Genomic DNA, 19,747 nt, shown 5'->3' with positions numbered 1-19,747 from the left:
GCGGATGTTCCGGGAAAGGTAACGGGGATCACGGCCGGGTACGGGCGACGAGAGAGGCGGCGCACGAACGGGGAGGCGGCTTGGCTCAGGCGGCGGCCACCGCGGATCCGTGAGTGGCGGGGGCCGGAATCCTGGCCGCCAGGTAACGCGCGTCGCGGCCGAGGCCGGGAAGGGTGTCCGATACTTCCGCGTACAGGAACCGCTGCCCCAGGAAGAACAGGCCTGGCGAATCCAGAGCCACACCGCGCCACTGCCGGGGCATTGCGCCGGCGTCGAGCAGGGCCGGGTCGATCCAGCTGAAGTCCTCCCGGAATCCGGTGCACCAGACCACGTTGGAGACCTCCAGGCGGGTCCCGTCCGCCAGCACAGGCATCCCTTCAGCCACCCCGGTGACCCTCGGCACGACCTGCACCCCGGCGGCCGCGAGGTCCTTCGTCTTCGTCCTGATCAGTGGTTCGGCGTGCGCTTTCATTGCCGGCGCCACTTTGCGGCCAATCGGTGAACCAAGCGTCAACACGTGCAGGCCAAGGAAGCGCACCACAGGGAACGCGTAACGTGCCGCGGCTTTGCCGTGCTTCACCGGGATCTCGCCTGTGGGCTTGCCGGCCACCAGCGCCGGCCGGGTCCCGGAAACTTCGAGGCCGATCTCCGCCCCGGAGTTCCCCAGCCCCACAACCAGGACCGGACCTTCCTGGAGCTGCTGCGGGTTCCGGTACTGGCTGGAATGCACTTGCCTGATGGAAGGGGCCAGTTCAGCTGCAAAGCCTGGCACCTCGGGCGTCTGGGTGGAGCCTGTGGCCACCACAACGTTGCGCGCTTCCCACCGGTGGCCGTTGGCGGTGGCCACGTAGTGGTCCCCCTCCCGCCAGAGGCGCTCCACGCGGATGCCGTGGCTGACCGGCAGTTCAAATTCCGCTGCATACCATTCGAGGTAATCCGCCACTTCATCCTTGGTGGGGAAGGACAGCCGGTCCGCCGGGAACGGTGCGCCGGGCAGTCCGTCGTACTTGGCGGGCGTGAACACCCGGAGCGAATCCCACCGCTGCCGCCAGGAATCGCCGGTTCTTTGGCACGCATCCAGAATCAGGAACTTCCGTTTCTGGCCTTTCATGAAATAGCCCATGGCAAGTCCGGCCTGCCCGCCGCCGATGATGATGGTGTCCAGCATGCCGGCCCGATTGTCGTTGCTCATGGCCGCGCTCCTTTTATAGCAAGTGGATTCTTAAGGCTGAACCCTCCCGCTGGGCTGCCGGCCGACGCACTTTCTGCTGTGATGCCGGCAGCTGCGGTGCTGGCTGCTGTTTCGTGCCCCGTTTCCCTGTAGCGCAGCCACCATGCCAGCATCAGGGCGGATGCCAGGACGTAGGCCAGGTGGAGGACCCAGATGGGACCTGCAGGAAGGTTGAAAACGTAGATCGAGTGCACTGCGTTGGCCACGTTGCTCAGCACCAAATTGCCCAGGCTGTATGACGCAAGGTCCTTGGTGCGGGCAGCCTTCAAAAGCATCGGCAGCATACCGACGGCAAAGAGCACCGTCGAGACGGTTCCGGCGAGCACGGGAAGGTTCATGTTTCGAGGCTACGGGCGCAGCCTTCCCCTCCGCGTCGGCCGAAGTATGTAACCCGCTCCGGACGGGTCGTGGGTATTTATCTGCAGGCAGCCTACCCGGCCAGCCCGTGCTCATAGGCGTAGCTGGTTGCGGCTGCCCTGGAGGACAGGCCCAGCTTGAGGAAGATATTGCTGATGTGGCGCGCCACGGTCTTTTCACTGAGGTAGAGCTCCGCGGCTATGGCGCGGTTCCCTTTTCCTGACGCCACCAGCCGGAGCACTTCATTTTCCCTCGGGGTCAACGGCCCGGCGGTGCCTGCCCCTTCGTCGGTGCCTGCCCGCATCAGGGAGGCCGCCCAGGCGGCGGCGGGCGCTGCCCCCAGCTCCAGGAATTCCGCATGTGCAGCTTCGAAGTCCATCAGCGCCGAAGGCTCATCTCCCAGGTCGCGGCACGTACGCCCGATCAGTGCCCGGCAGCGGGCTGCCTCGTAGGGAACGCCCAGGTGCTGCCACACCCTCCAGGCTTTCCGCAGGGATTGCGAGGCGCCGGCGGCATCACCTTCGGTGAGCCGGACCGCCCCGTCAGCCTGGTCGGCGACGGCCTGGAGCATGGGTTTGGGGTGGTCCCTGGCAATGCTTTCCAGCTCGTCCGCACTCCGCCGCGCCGCCTCGGGATCGCCCGCGGCCAGCTCGATTTCCACCAGCGCCGGCAGCAGGTGGCAGCGGGTGGCCGCATCCGCAATCTTCTCCGCCCGTCGGATCATCGACTGCGCCTGCCGCGCCTCTCCGCGGGCCAGCAGGAGGAGTGCCAGGCCTGGCTGCGGTTCCCACCCGCTTCGGGCAGCCTGCCGGTAGCATTCCTCCGCAGCGTCCAGCTTCCCGGCGAGGCGCTCCACTTCGCCCTGCTGGTAGAAACCGCCGAAAAGTGCTTGGGGATCACCCGTGGCGGCAAGTCCCTGAGCCGCGGCAGCTGCCTTGAGCGCTTCGGCCCATGCCCCGTGCAGCCGGAAGAGCTCGGCGCGGTGGGACTGGCACTGGCCGCTGAACGCCACCATGTCGGGCCGTGCCCTGCACCAGCGGTCCAGCGCCACCGTCCACTGAAGCGCCCTCTCCAGGTCAAAGGCCAGGTGGCAATTGCCAATCACCGCACAATAGATGATTCCTGAAGGTACCGGGGACAGCTCCCCCGCGGTAACGGCCACCATGACTTCATCGAACATCCCCAGGCCCTCCTCCGCACGTCCCAGCATCAGCGTTGCCTGTCCGGTTCCGAGAAGGGCCAGCGCGGCCAGGTCCCTGTCCTGGAACTGCCGGGCGAAAGAGCCCGCTTCGGTGAAAAGCTGCAGCGCGCCTGCGGCGTCACCGCCGTAGAGTTTTCCCAGCGCGACGGGAAACAGCAGCAAGCCCGCCACCGGACCCGGTTCATCAAGCTCATCCACCAGCGTCTTACCCCGCGCAAACCAGCCCGCGCTCCTGGCCGTTTCGCCAAGGTTCAGCAGGTGCATACCCAACCACACCGCGCACCGCATCGCACCGGTGACATCGCCGACAATCAGGTATTCCTCGTGCGCGCGGGTGAGGGTGTCCAGGCCCGTGGTGGTGTTGCCGGTCAGGATTTCGGCCGTTGCCAGCCGCTCAAGGTCGGCTGCGGGGAGTCCGCCGCGCCTGTCCGCGTCGGCGTAGCTCCTGGAAGCGTCAGTCCAGCGATGTTCCCGGAACGCGGACCGCCCTTCGTCAATGCCCGTTTCAGTTGACACTCCGGCCTCCTCGGACACCATCCGTCCAGCCGTCCGTATACGGCCGCGCGCTGGACGCTGAGGTACTTAAGCGTCACGGTACGCCCGCAGACGAACCGGCACAACTGCTAACGAAGCAGTCCGCGCAGCGTCTGTATGGTGTCCGCTTCCGCGGCCGTTTTGTCCTCGCGGTACCGCTTGACGCGGGCGAACCGGAGCGCTATCCCGCCGGGATAGCGCGGGGACTGCTGCACACCGTCGATGGCGATCTCCACCACGGTGACGGGTTCCATCCAGACCGTACCGGCCGTGCGCCGGACCTCAAGCTCCTGGAACCTCTCCGTCTGCCAGTGCAGCAGCGCATCGGTGAGGCCTTTGAAGGTCTTGCCCACCATGACGCAGCCGCCGGGTTCACCGAACTCGCCGGCCGGATCGAGGGCTCCGAGATGCAGGTTGGAGAGCAGTCCTGTGCGGCGGCCCGACCCCCACTCGCAGGCAAGGACCACGAGATCGTAGGTCAGCACCGGCTTCACCTTGATCCAGTTGGAACCGCGCCTGCCGGCGGTGTAGGCCGATCCCACCGCCTTCACCACCACGCCCTCGTGGCCCGCGGCGAGCGCATCGCGCGAGACCCTTTCCGCAACACCCGGGTCCGCCGTGATCTCCCCCGGAATCCGGTGCTCCGGGGCGATCCGCTCCAGCACGCCGATGCGCGTGGACAGCGGTTCGTCCAGGAGGTCGCGCCCGTCGATGTGCAGCACGTCGAAGAACCAGGGATGCAGCACCGTGGTCCGTGCCGCGTCCGCCCCGAACCGGGACATGGTCTCCTGGAACGGCCGGGGGCCGCCGTCCTCGTCGAGGGCCAGGGTCTCGCCGTCCAGGATCACGTTGCGCACCGGCAGCGCGCGCACCACCTCCACCACCTCGGGCAGCCGGTGGGTCACGTCGGCCAAGGTGCGTGTGTAGATGCCCACGTCGTCGCCGGAGCGGTGCACCTGGATGCGGGCGCCGTCGAGCTTGTACTCCACGGACGCTTCGCCCGTCGCCTCAAGCGCGGCGCCGGCGTTGGCCGCGGTGGAGGCAAGCATCGGCTGGACGGGCCGGCCCACCACGAGGCCGACGGCGTCGAGCTGGGCTGCCGTGCCCGTGATGGCCAGCAGGGCTGTTTCGCCGAGGTCACCGGAGAGCATCGCTGCGCGGCGCACGGAGTCGACAGGCCGGTCAGAGGCCCGGGCAACGGCATCCGTCAGCACCCCCTCAAGCGCACCCGTGCGCAGCTCCCCGAGCATGACGCCGGCGATGAAAGCCTGCTCGCGTTCGGTGGCTGCCGCCGTGAGCGTCCGGAGGGTGGCGGCGCGCTCCGCCGCAGACCCGGCGCCGCCGGTGGCAAGCAGCCGGTCCAAAGCCGCGTCAAGGTCGGCGACGGTAAGGCGGGGTTCCGCGGCGGGCTCCCCCATGGCCGCGGACATCCCGCGCCAGCCCACCCCCACCCGGCCCTGGCGCGGCCTGGCGGTGAGCAAGCCGACGGCGGTGGCGATCTCCCCGGGCTCCAGCCGGCGCAACAGGTCTGCCAGCGCGTCCACCTTCGCGAGCCGGGAGCGCGTGGATGCGACCTTATCCGTGGTTTTCACAAGCTCGTCGAGCAGCATGGCATCAGTCTGCCACGCCCGCCTGCCCGGGCAGTTCCGGATTGCTGGACAGCGCTGGAGCACTGTCCCAGACTGGACGGATGGGACTCATCGTTGCGAACCTGTTCCTTACCCTGGACGGCGTCTACCAGGGGCCCGGCGGCAGCGAAGAAGACACGGAGGGCGGCTTCGCCTTTGGTGGCTGGCAGGCGCCGGTCTCCGACGAGGAGGCTGAGGCGGCCATCGAGTCCGAAGTCAGCCACATGGACGCCCTGCTGCTCGGCCGGAAAACCTACGACATCTTCGCGGGCTACTGGCCACACCAGTCCGGGGACATCGGCGGGATACTCAACCGGGTGCCCAAGTTCGTCGTCTCGAGCAGCCTGGCGGATCCCGCCTGGGCAGGCACGTCGGTGCTGCCGGATGCCACGGCCGCGGGCAGGCTCCGCGACGGGTACGGGCAGGTGCACATGTTCGGCAGCGGCGTTCTCATCCGTTCGCTGCTCGCAGCAAACATGCTCGACCGCCTCCATCTCTGGCTCTATCCGGTGGTCCTCGGCCAGGGCAAGCGCCTCTTCGACGCAGGGACCGTCCCCGCCTCCTACCGCCTGGCGGAGCCGGCCCGCAGCTTCCCGAAGGGGGCGGTGTCGCTGGTCTACGAGCGCGCGGGCGACGTGGAGACGCAGAACATGCCGGGAACCTAGTCTGCAAGGCGCAAAAAACCGGTCCAGCGGATGCTGGACCGGTTTCTTGTGGTGACAGGCTTGGCCCACGCCGGCGAGGGACCCAAGTCGAGCGAAGCGAGACTTGGGAGCCGGTGGGGATTAGTGGCTGTGGCCTGCGTGCTCGTCCTCTTCGGCCGGCTTCTCCACCACGAGGGTCTCGGTGGTGAGAACCAGGGCAGCGATGGAGGCCGCGTTGCGGAGGGCCGCACGGGTGACCTTGACGGGGTCGATGACACCGGCAGCGATCAGATCCTCGTACTCGCCTGACTTGGCGTTGAAGCCGTTGTTGGTTTCCAGGTCGGCAACCTTGGACGTCACAACGTAGCCGTCGAAGCCCGCGTTCTGGGCGATCCAGCGCAGCGGCTGGACCAGGGCGCGGCGGACGATGCCCACGGCAGCGGCGGCGTCGCCTTCGAGTGCCTTGACGGAGGGGTCCTCATCCAGTGCCTTCAGGGCGTGGATCAGGGCGGAACCGCCGCCGGCAACGATGCCTTCTTCAAGGGCAGCGCGGGTGGAGGACACAGCGTCCTCGATGCGGTGCTTCTTTTCCTTCAGCTCAACCTCGGTGGCGGCGCCAACCTTGATGACACCAATGCCGCCGGCCAGCTTGGCCAGGCGCTCCTGGAGCTTTTCACGGTCCCAGTCGGAATCGGTGCGGGTCAGCTCGGCGCGGAGCTGGGCTACGCGTGCTGCCACGTCTTCGGCCGAACCTGCGCCGTCAACGATGGTGGTGTTGTCCTTGGTGACCGTGATGCGGCGGGCGGTGCCCAGCACCTCAAGGCCAACAGTGTCCAGGCTCAGGCCCAGTTCCGGGGAAACAACCTGTGCACCGGTGAGGGTGGCAATGTCCTGCAGCATGGCCTTGCGGCGGTCGCCGAAGCCCGGAGCCTTGACGGCAACAACGTTCAGGGTGCCGCGGATGCGGTTGACGATCAGCGTGGACAAAGCCTCGCCGTCAACGTCTTCGGCGATGATGAAGAGCGGCTTGGAGCTCTGCAGCGCCTTCTCCAGCAGCGGCAGGAATTCCTGGATGTTGGAGATCTTGCCCTGGTTGATCAGGATGAGGGCGTCCTCAAGGACTGCTTCCTGGCGTTCCGCGTCGGTGACGAAGTACGGGGACAGGTAGCCCTTGTCGAACTGCATGCCCTCGGTCAGGACCAGTTCGGTCTGCGTGGTGGAGGATTCCTCGATGGTGATCACACCATCCTTGCCAACCTTGCCGAAGGCCTCGGCGAGAAGTTCGCCAACCTCGTCGCTCTGGGCGGAAATCGCTGCAACGTTGGCCACCTGGGTGCCTTCAACGGGGCGGGCGTTCTCGAGCAGGCGGGCGGCGACGGCTTCAACGGAAACCTCGATGCCGCGCTTGATCTGGCCGGGGGCGGCGCCTGCCGCTACGTTGCGCAGGCCTTCCTTGACCAGCGCCTGCGCCAGGACGGTTGCGGTGGTGGTGCCGTCACCGGCAACATCGTTGGTCTTGGTGGCTACTTCCTTGGCCAGCTGCGCGCCAAGGTTCTCGTAGGGGTCGTCAAGTTCCACTTCGCGGGCGATGGTGACGCCGTCGTTCGTGATAGTGGGAGCGCCCCACTTCTTGTCCAGGACGACGTTGCGGCCGCGGGGGCCGAGCGTCACCTTGACGGTGTTGGCGAGCTTATCGATGCCGGCTTCAAGAGACCGGCGGGCAGCGTCGTTAAACGCAAGCTGCTTTGCCATGGTTTTGTCCTTTCAAGACAGAACCCCGCGCAGCTGACCAGCAGAGAGCATGACCAGCGGCACGGGGATCCGGAGAGTTACTTTACGACGATCGCCAGGACGTCGCGGGCGGAGAGCACGAGGTACTCGGTGCCGCCGGTCTTGACTTCGGTTCCGCCGTACTTGGAGTAGATGACGACGTCGCCAACGGCTACGTCGACGGGAACGCGGTTGCCGTCTTCGAAGCGGCCGGGGCCTACTGCAACAACTTCGCCTTCCTGCGGCTTCTCCTGTGCGGAGTCCGGGATCACCAGGCCGGAAGCCGTGGTCTGCTCGGCTTCGAGCGGGCGGACAACAATACGATCCTCAAGAGGCTTAATAGAGACCGACACTCGGACCTCTCCTTCTTCGTCAGCAAATTCGTGGACTGGAAAGCTTTCCGCCGTGGCTGGCAAACCGTCGTCGCGGTGCCGGCAGCAGCCTGGCTGGCAGCTCTTCATGTATTAGCACCCTCCTAGGGAGAGTGCTAATACAGACTGTATGCAAGGGTTAGCACTCGGTCAAGGCGAGTGCCAGAGTTTCGTCGTGGGCGGAACATGGGGACGTGTAGATTTGCCGGGTGCGAGCCGCCGTTTACCTGATTCTTGCCACCCTCTTCTGGGCGGGCAACTTTGTTGTAGGACAGGCTGCCATGGAGACCATGCAGCCGCTGCAGCTGACGTTCTGGCGGTGGGCCCTGGCCGCTGTGCCGCTGCTGGTCCTGGCGCAGCTGGTGGAAAAACCGGACTGGCGCGCCGTGCTGAGCCATTGGCCGGTGCTCCTGCTTCTGAGCTGCCTGGGCATGAGCGCCTACACCCTGCTGCTGTACAGCGCGCTGGGGCACACCTCGGCCCTGAACGCTTCGCTGGTGACCGCAGCGAACCCCGCCCTAATCACGGTCCTGGCCGTGGTCCTGCTCCGGGACAGGCCGCGCCCGCTGGGTTGGGCAGGGATTGCCCTGGGCCTCTGCGGAGTCCTGCTGGTGCTCACCGGAGGCGACCTACAGCGGCTGCTGACCTTCTCGATCAATGCCGGTGAGCTGCTGATCGTCGCGGCCATCACCGTGTGGGGCTTCTACACGATCACGGCCCGCAGGCTGTCCGTCCCGGCGATCACGTCCACCGCGGTTCAGGTGGCCATGGCGGCTGTTGTCCTGGTCCCCTTTGCAATGGCCACGGGGGCCGGGCTTCCAGCCACGGCCTCCGAAAGCTGGTCGCTGGCCTACATCGTCCTCTTCCCCTCGCTGGGTTCCTACCTGCTGTGGAACCTGGCGCTCAAACGCACCACCGCTGCAAACGCCGGGAACTACCTCAACCTCATCGCCGTGTTTACCGCCATCATCACGGTCGTCCTGGGCCAGCCCATCACGGTCCCCCAGGTCATGGGCGGCATCTTGGTTATTTCAGGGGTCCTGCTGACCAGTACCGGCGGCACAGCACCTCAGCGGCCCAGGTCCTCAAAGTCGACGTCCTCTCCGCCGTCGCCCTCTCCGGCCGAGTTCCGCCCGCGGTAAAGCAGCACCGCGGCAGCCGCGGCCACCATGAGCGATACAACCAGGAAGAAGATGCTGCCCGCGCGGGCTCCGGCGTACAGCCCGCGGATGTCCTGGGCCTCCTGCGTGTCGTCCTGGATGCTGCTGCCGCCCACCGAATAGACGGTGGCGTTGAAGGCATCCAGGAAGAAGATGATCACCAGAAGCGCGATACACACCACGGCAACCACGGCGCTGGCAATCAGTGCCGGGCGGGCGAACCGCGCCAGGCCCCCGGGGTGGTGCTGGCGGGACTGCGGGGTACCTGCACTGTCTTTCATGGCTTCAACACTATCGGCCCGCCGGCATGCCGCTCCTCCACTAGGCTGGAACCCATGGCTCAAGCTCCCCAGGACCAGATTGCACCACTGCTCACCCCGGAAGGCTGGGAGCTTCTGGCGTCCCTGGGCCCTTACCAGGAGGAGAAATCCTTCGAGCTGAACTCGGCCCTCCGCAAGGCCGGCCACTCCCCTGAACTGGTCTCCGCCGTCCTGACCCAGTCCAGGCTCCGCACCAGGGCGGCCGCAAAGTTCGGCGAGTTTGCCCGGAGCATGCTGTTCACCCAGGCCGGACTGGAACAGGCAACCCGGCTCAACGTTGCCGCACGCCACGCGCAGCGGTTCGCGGAGGCCGGAATCAGCCACGTTGCAGACCTGGGCTGCGGGCTGGCCGCGGACTCCCTGGCGCTGGCTTCCATGGACATCAACGTCACCGCCGTGGAGATGGACGAGACCACGGCAGCCTGCGCCACCGTCAACCTGATCCCGTTCCCCAACGCCACCGTGGTCCATGCGGACGCCACGGCCGTGCCGCTGGACGGGGTCGACGGCGTCTGGCTGGACCCGGCGCGACGTGTCACTTCCACGTCGGGCACCAAGCGGATCTGGGACCCCGAGGCTTTTTCCCCGCCCTTGTCCTTCGTTGAGGACCTGGCGGCCTCCGGCCTGGCCGTGGGGGTCAAGATGGGGCCGGGCATGCCGCACGATTCCGTTCCGGCAAGCTGCGAAGCGCAGTGGGTCTCCGTGGCCGGGGATGTGACGGAGGTGGCCCTGTGGTTCAACGCAGTGCGCCGGCCGGGAGTCCGCCGGGCAGCGCTGGTGCTCGGCGCCCAGGGTGCCGCTGAGCTGACCAGCGGAGAAGAGTTCGGCGCCGGTCCCACGGCTCCGGTGGGCCCGGTGGAAGGCTACCTCTACGAACCGGACGGTGCGGTGATCCGTGCAGGGCTGGTGGCGGACGTGGCGCTGCAGCTGGGCGGACACCTGGTGGATGAGCACATCGCTTATGTGTGCGCGCCGGAACTGGTGGATACGCCGTTTGCGCGCGCCTACAAGGTCCTGGAGGTGATGCCCTACAACGTCAAGGCGCTCAAGGCCTGGGTGAAGGACAACGGCATCGGCGTGCTGGACATCAAGAAGCGCGGTACCGCCGTCACGCCCGAGGAACTCCGCAAGCAGCTCCTCCCAAGCGGAAAGAACACTGGCGGGAAAAAAGCCGGAACCAAAACAGCCACCCTGGTCCTGACCCGCATCGGGGAGGACCGGGTGGCCATTGTGGTGGAGCCGGCGCAGGGCACTGCTCGCGAAGAAACTGCTACTGGGCCCGCATGAACTCCTCGGCAGCGCGCACCTGCTCAGCGGTGGGCCGCACGCCGGTGTAGAGGACAAACTGTTCCAGGGCCTGGATGGTGGCAACCTCCGCACCGGTGATGACCGGCTTTCCCGCGGCCCGTGCGGCCTTGATCAGCGGGGTTTCGGCCGGCAGCGCCACGACGTCGAAAACCACCCGGGCGGCGTCGATGGCCTCCTGCGGGAAGGCGAGCGCGTCGGCTTCCGCCCCGCCTGCCATCCCTCCTGCCATACCGATGGGGGTGACGTTAATGATCAAGTCCGCCGTCCCGCCGTCGAGCGCTTCCTGCCACCTGAAGCCGTACTGGTCCGCCAGCGCCCGCCCGGCAACCTCGTTCCGGGCGATGACCGTGACGTCCGTGAAGCCGGCGTCGCGGAGCGCCGCGACGGTGGCCTTGGCCATGCCGCCCGCTCCCTGGACCAAGACCGAATAGCTGGTGGGCACCTTGTTGGTGGACAGGAGCTGCTCGATGGCGGTGTAGTCGGTGTTGTAGGCCTTCAACTGCCCGTCCGTGTTCACAATGGTGTTGACGGAGTCGATGGCCTTGGCTGAGGGATCCATCTCGTCCACCAGCGCAATCACATCCTCCTTGTACGGCATGGAGATGGCACAGCCGCGGATGCCCAGGCCGCGGACGCCCGCGATGGCCTGTTCGAGGTTCGTGGGGGCGAACGCCTTGTAAATCCAGTTGAGGTTCAGCTGCTCGTACAGGTGGTTGTGGAAGCGGGTCCCGTTGTTGCTGGGCCGCGCCGAGAGCGAGATGCAGAGGGTCATGTCTTTATTGAGAATGGGCACCTGACCATTAAACGGGATTCCCAACTAGGTAGCGCTAAGTGTCGTTTTGAGGGTTCAAAACGACACTTCGCGCTACCTACTTGGGATCAGGGGCAGCCGGTTCCCGCCGGGTAGTTTCCGACGGCGGCCGGCAGCTTACCCGGTGCGCCCGCCTTCCCTGCCAGGACAGCGGCGAGGGCATCGAAGGCACCATCGCTCCGGCCGTAGAGGGCCACCTTCACCGGCGCCGTCGAGTCCCGCAGCGGCCAGGGGGCATCCAGTGCCACGGCAATGTCCCCTCCCGCGCCCCGGCCGCCGTAGCCGATGAGGCTGACCAGGGGTCCGGAGCCCAGGGCCAGCCCGGCCCTGGCTGCGGCTGCCTCGAAGCGTGCCCTGTCCGCCGGCGAGCCGCCGTCCACCCGTACCGCGCCAGGAACCAGCGGGCCGGTGCAGGGTCCGGAGAGCATGGTGACCGCTGAGGCGGAGACGTGGGCTGACAGGGCTCCGCCGCCGCCTGCCGGGGCGCCGGCTGCCGCGGCTGTCCGGCCGTGCCAAACCATCATGGTGGCCACCCGGCGGGCTGCCTCGTCCAGCCGCTCCGGGGGCAGGGCGCCGGAGGCCACGGCCTGGACGATCGCGGCGTGGGCCTGGGCTACGTCGGCGGGCATCAGCAGGAGGTCCGCGCCGGCGGCGAGGGCCATCACCGCGGCGGTGCCGCCGGGGTACTGCTTGGTCACGGCGCCCATGTTCAGGGCATCCGTCACCGCCACCCCCTTGAACCCGAGCCCCCGCAGTGCCGCGTAGGCAGGGCCGGAGAGCGACGCCGGGACGCCGGGTTCCAGTGCCGGGACGGCAATGTGCCCGGCCATCACCATCGGAGTTCCGGCGTCGATGGCGGCCCGGAACGGCTTCCAGTCGCGGGCGCCGAGCTCCGCCACCGTGGAGGGCTGCGCCGGGAGGTTGTGGTGGGAGTCGACCGTCACGGAGCCGTGCCCCGGAAAGTGCTTCACGGCCGGCAGCACTCCCGCGGCGAGCATTCCCTGCGAGAACGCCACGCCCAGCGCGGCGGCAGCGTCGGGGTCCGCGGACATGGACCTGGCGCCAATGGTGGGATCGGCGGGCCCGATGGTGACGTCGGTGCCGGGAGCGAAATCCAGGTTGAACCCGAGGGGCACCAGTTCCGCGGCCAGGCCCTGCCCCGCTTCCCGGGCCAGCGGCACGCTGCCGGCTGCGCCGTAGCTCATGGGAGTGGGCCATTCGGTCAGGGGCAGTCCCAGGCGTGCAACCTGGCCGCCTTCCTGGTCCACCGCAATGATCCCGGGCCACGGCCGTCCCCCGGCGGCGGCAGACAACCGCTGGTTGATGGCAGCCATTCCGTGCACGTCCATCCTGCCCTGCGGATCCAGGGGAACGTTGTCGCCCATGATGATGGACCCGGCAAGGTGCAGCCGCTCGATGGCGGCTGCGTGGGCCTCCACCTCCTTGCCCTTGAAGAACGGAAGGAGGACCTGCCCGGCCTTCTCCTCGGTGTTCATCGCCGCCACCGCCGCAGCTGCCGCGTCCTGGTCGCGCTGTTGGGGCCCCCACCCCAGTGGCCGGGTACCCGGATCGGGTGATGGGGAGGGCGTGGCGGGCGCCGTCGTCGTGCTTGGCGTGGCAGTAACAGAAGGGGCGGGCAGGGCAGATGGGGCCAACGACGACGGGGCAGGGCCCGGCGCTGCCGTGCAGGAAGCCAGGGCTACTGCGGCGGAGGCTGCCGCGATGAAGGGGAGGAATGTGTGAAGACTGTCACGCAGGGGTCGGAACAAGGCCATCAATACGATGCTACCCCTGCACTAGACTTGAACCACCCGTTCGCCTGCCGGCAGCAGACTGTCAGTGACGGCGTGAGCCAGCGGCAAACAGGACAGTTAGGAAATGCGTGAAGATCGATTTCGCTACATCAAGGCAGTCAACCCTTGGTGTTGAATGGGAACTCGCGCTGGTGGACGGCCGGACGGGCGAACTCGCATCCGTGGCCAATGAGGTGCTCCGCGGCGTCGCGTCCCGCCACCCCGAGCTGAACGAGGACGACGAGCACCCGCACATCAAGCAGGAACTCCTGCTGAACACGGTGGAACTGGTCACGGGTATCTGCGAAACCGCGGCCGAAGCCAAGGAAGACCTCAGCCGTTCGCTGGCCGCCGTGCGCGAGATCACCGATCCCATGGGCGTGGAACTGTTCTGCGCCGGAAGCCACCCGTTCAGCCCGCCGCAGCTGCAGCCGGTCACGGACAAGGCGCGCTACGCAAAACTCATTGACCGTACGCAGTGGTGGGGCCGGCAGATGGTCATCTATGGCGTGCACGTCCACGTGGGGCTGGACCGCCGGGACAAGGTGCTGCCCGTGCTGGACGGGCTGGTCAACTACTTCCCGCACTTCCAGGCGCTCTCCGCGTCCAGCCCGTTCTGGGGCGGCGAGGACACCGGCTACGCGTCCCAGCGTGCCCTGATGTTCCAGCAGCTCCCCACCGCCGGCTTGCCTTTCCAGTTCCACTCCTGGGAGGAATACGAGTCCTATGTGCAGGACATGTTCACCACCGGGGTGATCGACATGCTCTCGGAGATCCGCTGGGACATCCGGCCGGTCCCAAACCTGGGCACCATCGAGATGCGGATCTGCGACGGCCTGGCCACCCTGGAGGAGGTGGGCGCCATCGCAGCCCTCACCCAGTGCCTGGTGGACGAGTTCTCCACCACCCTGGACAACGGCGGGACCATCCCCACCATGCCGCCATGGCATGTCCAGGAAAACAAGTGGCGCGCTGCCCGCTACGGGATGGACGCCATCATCATCCTGGACGCCGCGGGCAAGGAGCAGCTGGTCACCGAGCACCTGCTGGAAACCCTTAACCGGCTCGAGCCCGTGGCCGCCAAGCTGCGCTGCACGGACGAGCTTGCCGACGTCGAGAAGATCATCCGCCGCGGTGCCGGCTACCAGCGCCAGCGCCGCGTCGCGGCTGAACACGGCGGGGACCTGCAGGCCGTGGTGCTGGACCTGGTCAAGCAGATGCGCAACGGCCCCACCGCCTGACCTGGCCGGCCCGGGCCAGTTACCGCCCGAAACGGGGCACTTCGGCACGGACTCGCCCGCCGCCGTCGTGATGTACGACGACGGGGCCCCCAAAGTGCGCCGCGACGGTTCGCGGGGTGTTCGAGAGTCCGGCCGGCCTCAGGCGGGGAGCGAGACCGACGTGACCGGCATCGAGGAATCAGGGGCGAAGCGGATGCCGCTGGGTTCCACTCCGGCCATTACCAGCTGCGCGCCCAGGGCGGCCACCATGGCGCCGTTGTCCGTGCACAGATCCAGCGGCGGCACGTGCAGCCTGATCCCGGCCGAGGCACACCGCTGTCCGGTCAGCTCGCGAAGCCGTGAGTTGGCCGCCACTCCGCCGCCCAGGAGCACGTCCTTGATGCCGTGTTCCCGGCAGGCCAGCACAGCCTTCGAGGAAATGATGTCCACCACGGCTTCCTGGAACGCCGCCGCAATGTCAGCCACCGGAATCTCCTCCCCTCGCGCCTCGAACTGCTCCACGCACCGGGCCACCGCGGTCTTGAGGCCGCTGAAGGACCAGTCGTACCGGTGCCTGCCCGGTTCCTCGGCGGTCCCCATGTACTTGGGCTGGCTCAGGCCGCGGGGGAAGCGAATGGACTTCGGGTTGCCGGTGCGGGCCACCATGTCGATGGCCGGCCCGCCCGGGTAGCCGAGGCCCAGGATGCGGGCCACCTTGTCGTAGGCTTCGCCGGCGGCGTCGTCGATGGTGGAGCCCAGGAGCTGCACGTCGTCGGTGATGCTGTTGATCCGCAGGATCTCGGTGTGGCCGCCGGAGACCAGCAGCGCGCCGAGGTTCTCCGGGAGCTGCGGGGCTGTGCCGTTGTGCTGGCCGCCGCCTGCCCCGTCCAGCAGCCCCACGCCGACGTGGGCCACAAGGTGGTTGATGGCGTACAGCGGCTTGCCGGTGGCCACGGCCAGTGCTTTGGCGGCGCAGACGCCCACCATGAGGGCGCCGGCCAGGCCCGGTCCCGAGGTGACCGCGATGGCGTCAACGTCATCGAGGACCACGCCGGCGTCGGACAATGCCTGCTCCAGCGTGGGGACGAAGGCGTCCAGGTGCGCGCGGGAGGCGATCTCGGGGATGACGCCGCCGAACCGGACGTGCTCGTCCATGGAGGATGACACGGTGTTGGTCAGCAGCGTGGTTCCGCGCACGATTCCCACTCCGGTCTCGTCGCAGGACGACTCGATGCCCAGCACCAGTGGTTGCGTGCGGTTCATGGCTGGGGTCCTTCCGTTGATTTGCCGCCGCCCGTGCCTTCACCCGCGAGCTGGAGGCGCATGATGAGGGCGTCGACGCCGTCGCGGTAATAGCGGGGGCGGACGTGGATCTGCTCGAAGCCAAACCGGACGTACAGCTGCTGCGCCCGCGGGTTGTCCGCCCGGACCTCCAGCAGGACGTCCGCAGCCCGCCTGCGCCGGGCCTCGTCAATGAGGGCGGTGAGCAGCGTGGTGCCGATGCCCCGGCCCTCATATTCGGGGACGACGGCGATGGTTTGGACATCCGCGATGGGCTCGATGCACATCAGGCCCGCATAGCCCACGATGCCGTCGCTGCCCTGCGCCACGAGGTAGCGGCGGGTTTCCGGCTGGGAGAGTTCGTCGAGGAACATCTGGAGGGGCCAGGCGTCCACCGGGAAAAGCCGCTGTTCCAGGGCGCTGACCGCGGGGACATCGTCCAGCGTCATATCGCGGAGGGTCACGCCAGCACCGGGGTGGCCGGGTGTGCGGTTCACAGGGCCCTCTTCCGCGGTCCGGGGACCTGGGCGTCGGACTCCCGCAGGTACAACGGCGTGGAGTCGAGGAGGCCGTTGCCCGCCTCGAGCCGTGCCAGCGCGAACTTGCCCAGGTACAGGGCATCCGGCTGTTCCTGCGCAAAGTCGGGGTGGGCCTTCAGCGCATCAGCGTAAAGACCGGCACCGGCACCGAAGGCGGGCAGGTCCGGGAGGTCGGCGGCGAAGCTGACGTGCGGGCCGTCCTCCAGGACGGGAAGCCGGCCGTCGGCGAGGCTGTAGCGCGCCCAGTAGACCTCTTTGCGGCGCGCGTCCGTCGCCACCAGGAACTCGGGGACGGCCGCGGCGGACTCCGCCACTTCCAGGGCCATGGCGTCCAGGCTGACCAGCCCGTGGAGGGGTTTGCCCCAGACAAAAGCCAGGGTCCGCGCGGTGGCGATTCCGGACCGCAATCCGGTGAACGGTCCGGGACCCACACCCACCACCAGGGCGTCGATGTCCTTCCCGGTCACGCCGGCGCCTGCGAGCATCTCCTCGATCCCCGGGGCAAGCACCTCGGCATGGCTCCGGGTGTCCTCGGTGGAGAAGCTGGCCACCACGGAGCCCGGCGCCTCAGAGGACACCAGGGCGGCGCTGGCAACGGCGGAGGTGTCAATGGCCAGGATCAGCATCAGCGGACCCCTTCCGTGGCCGCACCGAGTTCCGGGGCTTCGGGCCACCGCGGGCCGTAGCCGCGCATCACGATGGTGCGGGGCTCGTCCGCATCCCCGGTGTCGAAGTCCAGGCCGGCGGAGGGCAGCCCGTCGTCAAGTCCAACTGCGCGGTGCAAATCGATCTCGAGCCTGCTCTCGCTGAGGTGCTCCACCCGGTCCCGGCCCCACTCCACCACCGTCACGGAGGAGTCCATGGTGTTTTCCAGGTCGATGTCGTCAATCTCCGCGGCCGAGTCCAACCGGTAGGCATCCACGTGCACCAGGTCCGGGCCGCCGGGCCGCGGCCCCGCAGGCAGGTTGGGGTGGATGCGGACCAGGACGAACGTGGGGGAAATAATGCCTTCCCGGACACCCAGCCCCTCCCCCAGGCCCTGCGTGAACGTGGTCTTCCCGGCACCCAGCTCGCCGCTGAGCACCAGCAGATCCCCGGCCTGCAGGACCGCCGCGAGACAGAGGGCCAGCGCATGGGTCTGCTCCGCCGTCGTCGCTGTTAATGTCATTTCCCAGTTGGGCCGGGGAGCCTGGCCGTTGGTGGTCACGAGAGCTTCTCCTGACTGGACGCGGAGCTCCGGTCCTCTTCGTTGATGAAGCGCCGCGGCACCCTGGGGCTGATCCTGGTGACGATCTCGTAGTTGATGGTTCCGGCGGCGCGCGCCCAGTCATCGGCCGTGGGGCCGCCGTCGGCTCCGTCCCCGAACAGCTCCGCCTCGGCACCCAGCAGGTCCGCACCCGCTCCGCCGATGCCGCCGAGGTCGATGACCATCTGGTCCATGGCAATCCGGCCCACCACCGGGTAGGTCCGGCCGCCCAACCGCACGGGACCGCCGGTGGCGGACCGCGGCACCCCGTCCGCGTAACCCACCGGGATCAGGCCCAGCGTGCTGTCCCCCCGGGTGCGGTAGTGGAGGCCGTAGGAGACGCCCTGCCCGTGCGGCACCTCCTTGCACTGTGACACCAGGGTCCGCAGGGCCATGGCCGGGCGGAGCCCCAGTTCCGCGGAACTCTGCCCGGCGAACGGGGACAGCCCGTAGATGCCCAGGCCAACGCGGACCAGGTCGAAGTGGGTATCGGGCCGGGACAGCGTGGCGGGGGTGTTGGCCAGGTGGCGGACCTCCGGGTCCACGCCGGCGTCCTCCGCCACGGCCAGGACTTCCCGGAACGTGGCCAGCTGCTGGTCGGTTTCGGGACGCTCCGGCTCGTCGGCGACGGCGAGGTGGGAGAAGATGCCCACCACGCGCAGCAGGCCCTGGTCCTGGTAGTCCATCGCCTCGCCCACCAGCTGGTCCCAGCTGTCCAGGGCCGCGCCGTTGCGTCCCAGTCCGGTGTCCACTTTCAGGTGGACGCGGGCCGGGCGCTCCTGTTCCCGGGCTGCGGCCACAATGCGGTCCAGTTCCCAGCCGGAGCAGCCAATGTCCACGCCGGCAGCCACGGCAGCGCCGAAGTTGCTTTCCGTGGTGTGCAGCCAGGCCAGCAGCGGCGCGTCAATGCCGGCAGCCCGGAGCGCCAGGGCCTCCGAGATGTGGGCCACGCCCAGCCAGGACGCTCCGGCCTCCAGGGCCGCCCGCGCCACCGGCACGGCGCCGTGCCCGTAGGCGTCTGCCTTGACCACGGCCATGACTTTCGCGGGGGATGCGGCAGCGGCGAGGCGGCGGACGTTGTGCCGGATGGCGTCCAGGTCGATCACGGCGGACCGTTCATAGCGGGAGCCGTGTCCCGGGGCAGCACTGAATTCGCCGGTTGTTGCGGGGTAAGTCACCTTAGTGATTCTAGTGCTGGCGCTTCCGGCCGAATAATCGTCAGGCGTCCGAGAGGTGGGCGATGGTGGCTGCGGCCCTGCGCTGCGCGGCGAGCGGGACGTCCTGGATGATATCGGCCAGGAAACCGAAGCGCCGCAGCCACTGGCTAGTCTGCCGCTCCGGCCGTGCGTTGGCGCGCTTCCACCAGTCCGCAATGTCCCCCCACCCGGGGGCCGCCAGGGAACCGCCTACCTCCTGCACCGCCAGCGAGGCGCAAAGGTTCGCAAAGCGGAGCCTGTCCCCCAGCGGCCAGCCGGCCAGGCTGCCAACGATGAACGCGGCGTCGAAACAGTCACCTGCGCCCGTGGGGTCGTAGGCCTTCACCGGAAGCGAGGGCACCCACTCCTCCTCCCCCGTCTCGGAATCCACCGCCATGGCCCCCTGCGCGCCGAGCGTCACCACGGCCACCGGAACGCGGTCTGCCAGCGCGTACAGGGCAGTCCAGGGATCGTCCTTCCCGGTGAAGGCCATGGCCTCGCGCTGGTTGGGGAGGAAGGCATGGAAGTACTGCAGGTTGTCCAGCCGGGCAGGCGCCCATTCTCCGCTGGGGTCCCAGCCGACATCGCCGAACAGCTTGACCCCCGCGTGGTGCGCTGCCTTTGCCCACGGCTCGATCTCCCTGCCCACTTCCGCGATGCCTGCGAGCGCGGGCGGCGGGTCTCCTATGAGTTCGGACGACGTGATGGGGGCGGCGTGGCCATGGGTCACCATGGACCGGTCCTTCTCCACGCAGAGGGAGACGGTGACCGGCGAGTGCCAACCGGGGACTTTCTGCGACAGCGAGAGATCCACGTGCTCCTGGCCGGACAGGATCTTCCAGTTGAAGTCCCCGTAGCCGTCGTCGCCGAACGCGGCAGCCAGTCCTGTCTTCAGCCCCAGCCGCGCCGCGGCGATGGCCTGGTTGGCAACCCCGCCGGGGCAGCTGCCCATGCCGTCGCTCCAGATTTCGGTGCCGGGCTCCGGCGCGTGCGGAAGCCCTGTGAAAATGATGTCCTGGAAAACCGTCCCGGCCAGCAGCAGGTCGAATCCGGGAGTGGAGGGCGGGCGGACGGCTGCCAGGGGGTCGTAGGGGCGGGCTGGGATCGCGTCCATGTCCGCACACTACGCCCTGCCAC

General features: G+C 68.1%; 19 protein-coding genes. 4 read left to right on the top strand and 15 right to left on the bottom strand.

Translation table 11 applies throughout. From position 1 onward, the window contains the following. Positions 1 to 85: 85 nt before the first annotated feature. From IEX43_RS07095 to IEX43_RS07080, 4 genes are all read right to left on the bottom strand, one after another. Positions 86 to 1,192, bottom strand: a complete 1,107-nt coding sequence (locus tag IEX43_RS07095; RefSeq protein ID WP_188809665.1) for a flavin-containing monooxygenase — start codon at positions 1,190 to 1,192, stop codon at positions 86 to 88. Continuing rightward, positions 1,189 to 1,569 (bottom strand): hypothetical protein, encoded by a 381-nt coding sequence (locus tag IEX43_RS07090; protein WP_229666346.1) that lies wholly within the window; start codon positions 1,567 to 1,569, stop codon positions 1,189 to 1,191. The genes IEX43_RS07095 and IEX43_RS07090 overlap by 4 nt, the downstream gene beginning before the upstream one ends. A gap of 92 nt (positions 1,570 to 1,661) precedes the next feature. Then, positions 1,662 to 3,305: a response regulator transcription factor gene (locus tag IEX43_RS07085; RefSeq protein ID WP_308422209.1), complete on the bottom strand. Its 1,644-nt coding sequence runs from the start codon at positions 3,303 to 3,305 to the stop codon at positions 1,662 to 1,664. A 107-nt stretch (positions 3,306 to 3,412) separates the two neighbouring features. Next, on the bottom strand, positions 3,413 to 4,933 hold the full coding sequence (locus tag IEX43_RS07080) for an ATP-dependent DNA ligase (protein ID WP_188809663.1): 1,521 nt from the start codon (positions 4,931 to 4,933) through the stop codon (positions 3,413 to 3,415). Between the two features lie 80 nt (positions 4,934 to 5,013). Between IEX43_RS07080 and IEX43_RS07075 the strand changes: the two genes are divergently transcribed. Next, the gene (locus IEX43_RS07075; RefSeq protein ID WP_188809662.1) at positions 5,014 to 5,616 is read left to right on the top strand and encodes a dihydrofolate reductase family protein; all 603 of its coding nucleotides are present in this window, start codon (positions 5,014 to 5,016) and stop codon (positions 5,614 to 5,616) included. Positions 5,617 to 5,736: 120 nt separating this feature from the next. Here the strand turns inward: IEX43_RS07075 and groL are convergent, their stop codons facing one another. Both groL and groES read right to left on the bottom strand, forming a co-directional pair. After that, positions 5,737 to 7,347, bottom strand: a complete 1,611-nt coding sequence (gene groL, locus IEX43_RS07070) for a chaperonin GroEL (protein ID WP_188727530.1) — start codon at positions 7,345 to 7,347, stop codon at positions 5,737 to 5,739. 77 nt (positions 7,348 to 7,424) lie between these two features. Then, a complete protein-coding gene (gene groES / locus IEX43_RS07065; protein WP_003805290.1) occupies positions 7,425 to 7,718 on the bottom strand; it encodes a co-chaperone GroES in 294 nt (97 codons plus the stop codon). A gap of 227 nt (positions 7,719 to 7,945) precedes the next feature. On the opposite strand from groES, the gene IEX43_RS07060 reads away from it, so the two are divergent. After that, a complete protein-coding gene (locus tag IEX43_RS07060; RefSeq protein WP_188809661.1) occupies positions 7,946 to 8,878 on the top strand; it encodes a DMT family transporter in 933 nt (310 codons plus the stop codon). Here the strand turns inward: IEX43_RS07060 and IEX43_RS07055 are convergent. Further along, on the bottom strand, positions 8,806 to 9,177 hold the full coding sequence (locus IEX43_RS07055; protein ID WP_188809660.1) for a hypothetical protein: 372 nt from the start codon (positions 9,175 to 9,177) through the stop codon (positions 8,806 to 8,808). The genes IEX43_RS07060 and IEX43_RS07055 overlap by 73 nt on opposite strands. 54 nt (positions 9,178 to 9,231) lie before the next feature. Here IEX43_RS07055 and IEX43_RS07050 point away from each other — a divergent pair, with 54 nt between their 5' ends. After that, positions 9,232 to 10,503: a class I SAM-dependent methyltransferase gene (locus tag IEX43_RS07050; protein WP_188809659.1), complete on the top strand. Its 1,272-nt coding sequence runs from the start codon at positions 9,232 to 9,234 to the stop codon at positions 10,501 to 10,503. Here the strand turns inward: IEX43_RS07050 and IEX43_RS07045 are convergent. Beyond that, complete coding sequence (locus tag IEX43_RS07045) at positions 10,487 to 11,296, bottom strand: shikimate 5-dehydrogenase (RefSeq protein ID WP_188809769.1); 810 nt, start codon at positions 11,294 to 11,296, stop codon at positions 10,487 to 10,489. The two genes, IEX43_RS07050 and IEX43_RS07045, sit on opposite strands and share 17 nt — an antisense overlap. Before the next feature lie 107 nt (positions 11,297 to 11,403). Beyond that, on the bottom strand, positions 11,404 to 12,831 hold the full coding sequence (locus IEX43_RS07040) for a glycoside hydrolase family 3 N-terminal domain-containing protein (RefSeq protein WP_188809761.1): 1,428 nt from the start codon (positions 12,829 to 12,831) through the stop codon (positions 11,404 to 11,406). A gap of 386 nt (positions 12,832 to 13,217) precedes the next feature. On the opposite strand from IEX43_RS07040, the gene IEX43_RS07035 reads away from it, so the two are divergent. Continuing rightward, entirely contained in the window at positions 13,218 to 14,369 is a 1,152-nt protein-coding gene (locus IEX43_RS07035; protein ID WP_188809658.1) for a glutamate--cysteine ligase, read from the top strand. Between the two features lie 138 nt (positions 14,370 to 14,507). Here the strand turns inward: IEX43_RS07035 and tsaD are convergent, their stop codons facing one another. Genes tsaD through IEX43_RS07005 form a run of 6 tightly spaced genes read right to left on the bottom strand, consistent with a single transcriptional unit; the run spans position 14,508 to position 19,724 of the window. Further along, positions 14,508 to 15,611, bottom strand: a complete 1,104-nt coding sequence (tsaD, locus tag IEX43_RS07030; protein ID WP_188809657.1) for a tRNA (adenosine(37)-N6)-threonylcarbamoyltransferase complex transferase subunit TsaD — start codon at positions 15,609 to 15,611, stop codon at positions 14,508 to 14,510. Next, positions 15,608 to 16,078, bottom strand: coding sequence for a ribosomal protein S18-alanine N-acetyltransferase (gene rimI / locus IEX43_RS07025; RefSeq protein ID WP_188809760.1), 471 nt, complete (start codon positions 16,076 to 16,078; stop codon positions 15,608 to 15,610). Before rimI ends, tsaD begins: the two co-directional genes overlap by 4 nt. A 44-nt stretch (positions 16,079 to 16,122) precedes the next feature. Continuing rightward, entirely contained in the window at positions 16,123 to 16,794 is a 672-nt protein-coding gene (gene tsaB / locus IEX43_RS07020) for a tRNA (adenosine(37)-N6)-threonylcarbamoyltransferase complex dimerization subunit type 1 TsaB (protein WP_188809656.1), read from the bottom strand. Next, positions 16,794 to 17,336 (bottom strand): tRNA (adenosine(37)-N6)-threonylcarbamoyltransferase complex ATPase subunit type 1 TsaE, encoded by a 543-nt coding sequence (gene tsaE / locus IEX43_RS07015; protein ID WP_188809759.1) that lies wholly within the window; start codon positions 17,334 to 17,336, stop codon positions 16,794 to 16,796. The genes tsaB and tsaE overlap by 1 nt, the downstream gene beginning before the upstream one ends. Positions 17,337 to 17,371: 35 nt before the next feature. After that, a complete protein-coding gene (alr, locus tag IEX43_RS07010) occupies positions 17,372 to 18,592 on the bottom strand; it encodes an alanine racemase (RefSeq protein WP_188809655.1) in 1,221 nt (406 codons plus the stop codon). Positions 18,593 to 18,632: 40 nt separating this feature from the next. Then, positions 18,633 to 19,724 (bottom strand): carbohydrate kinase family protein, encoded by a 1,092-nt coding sequence (locus IEX43_RS07005; RefSeq protein WP_188809654.1) that lies wholly within the window; start codon positions 19,722 to 19,724, stop codon positions 18,633 to 18,635. Positions 19,725 to 19,747 lie beyond the last annotated feature (23 nt).

This window comes from Pseudarthrobacter polychromogenes (assembly GCF_014644495.1).
Classification (GTDB): Bacteria; Actinomycetota; Actinomycetes; order Actinomycetales; family Micrococcaceae; genus Arthrobacter; species Arthrobacter polychromogenes.
Note: the sequence above shows the minus strand (reverse complement) of the source record. Positions and strands in the feature narration are given on the sequence as shown.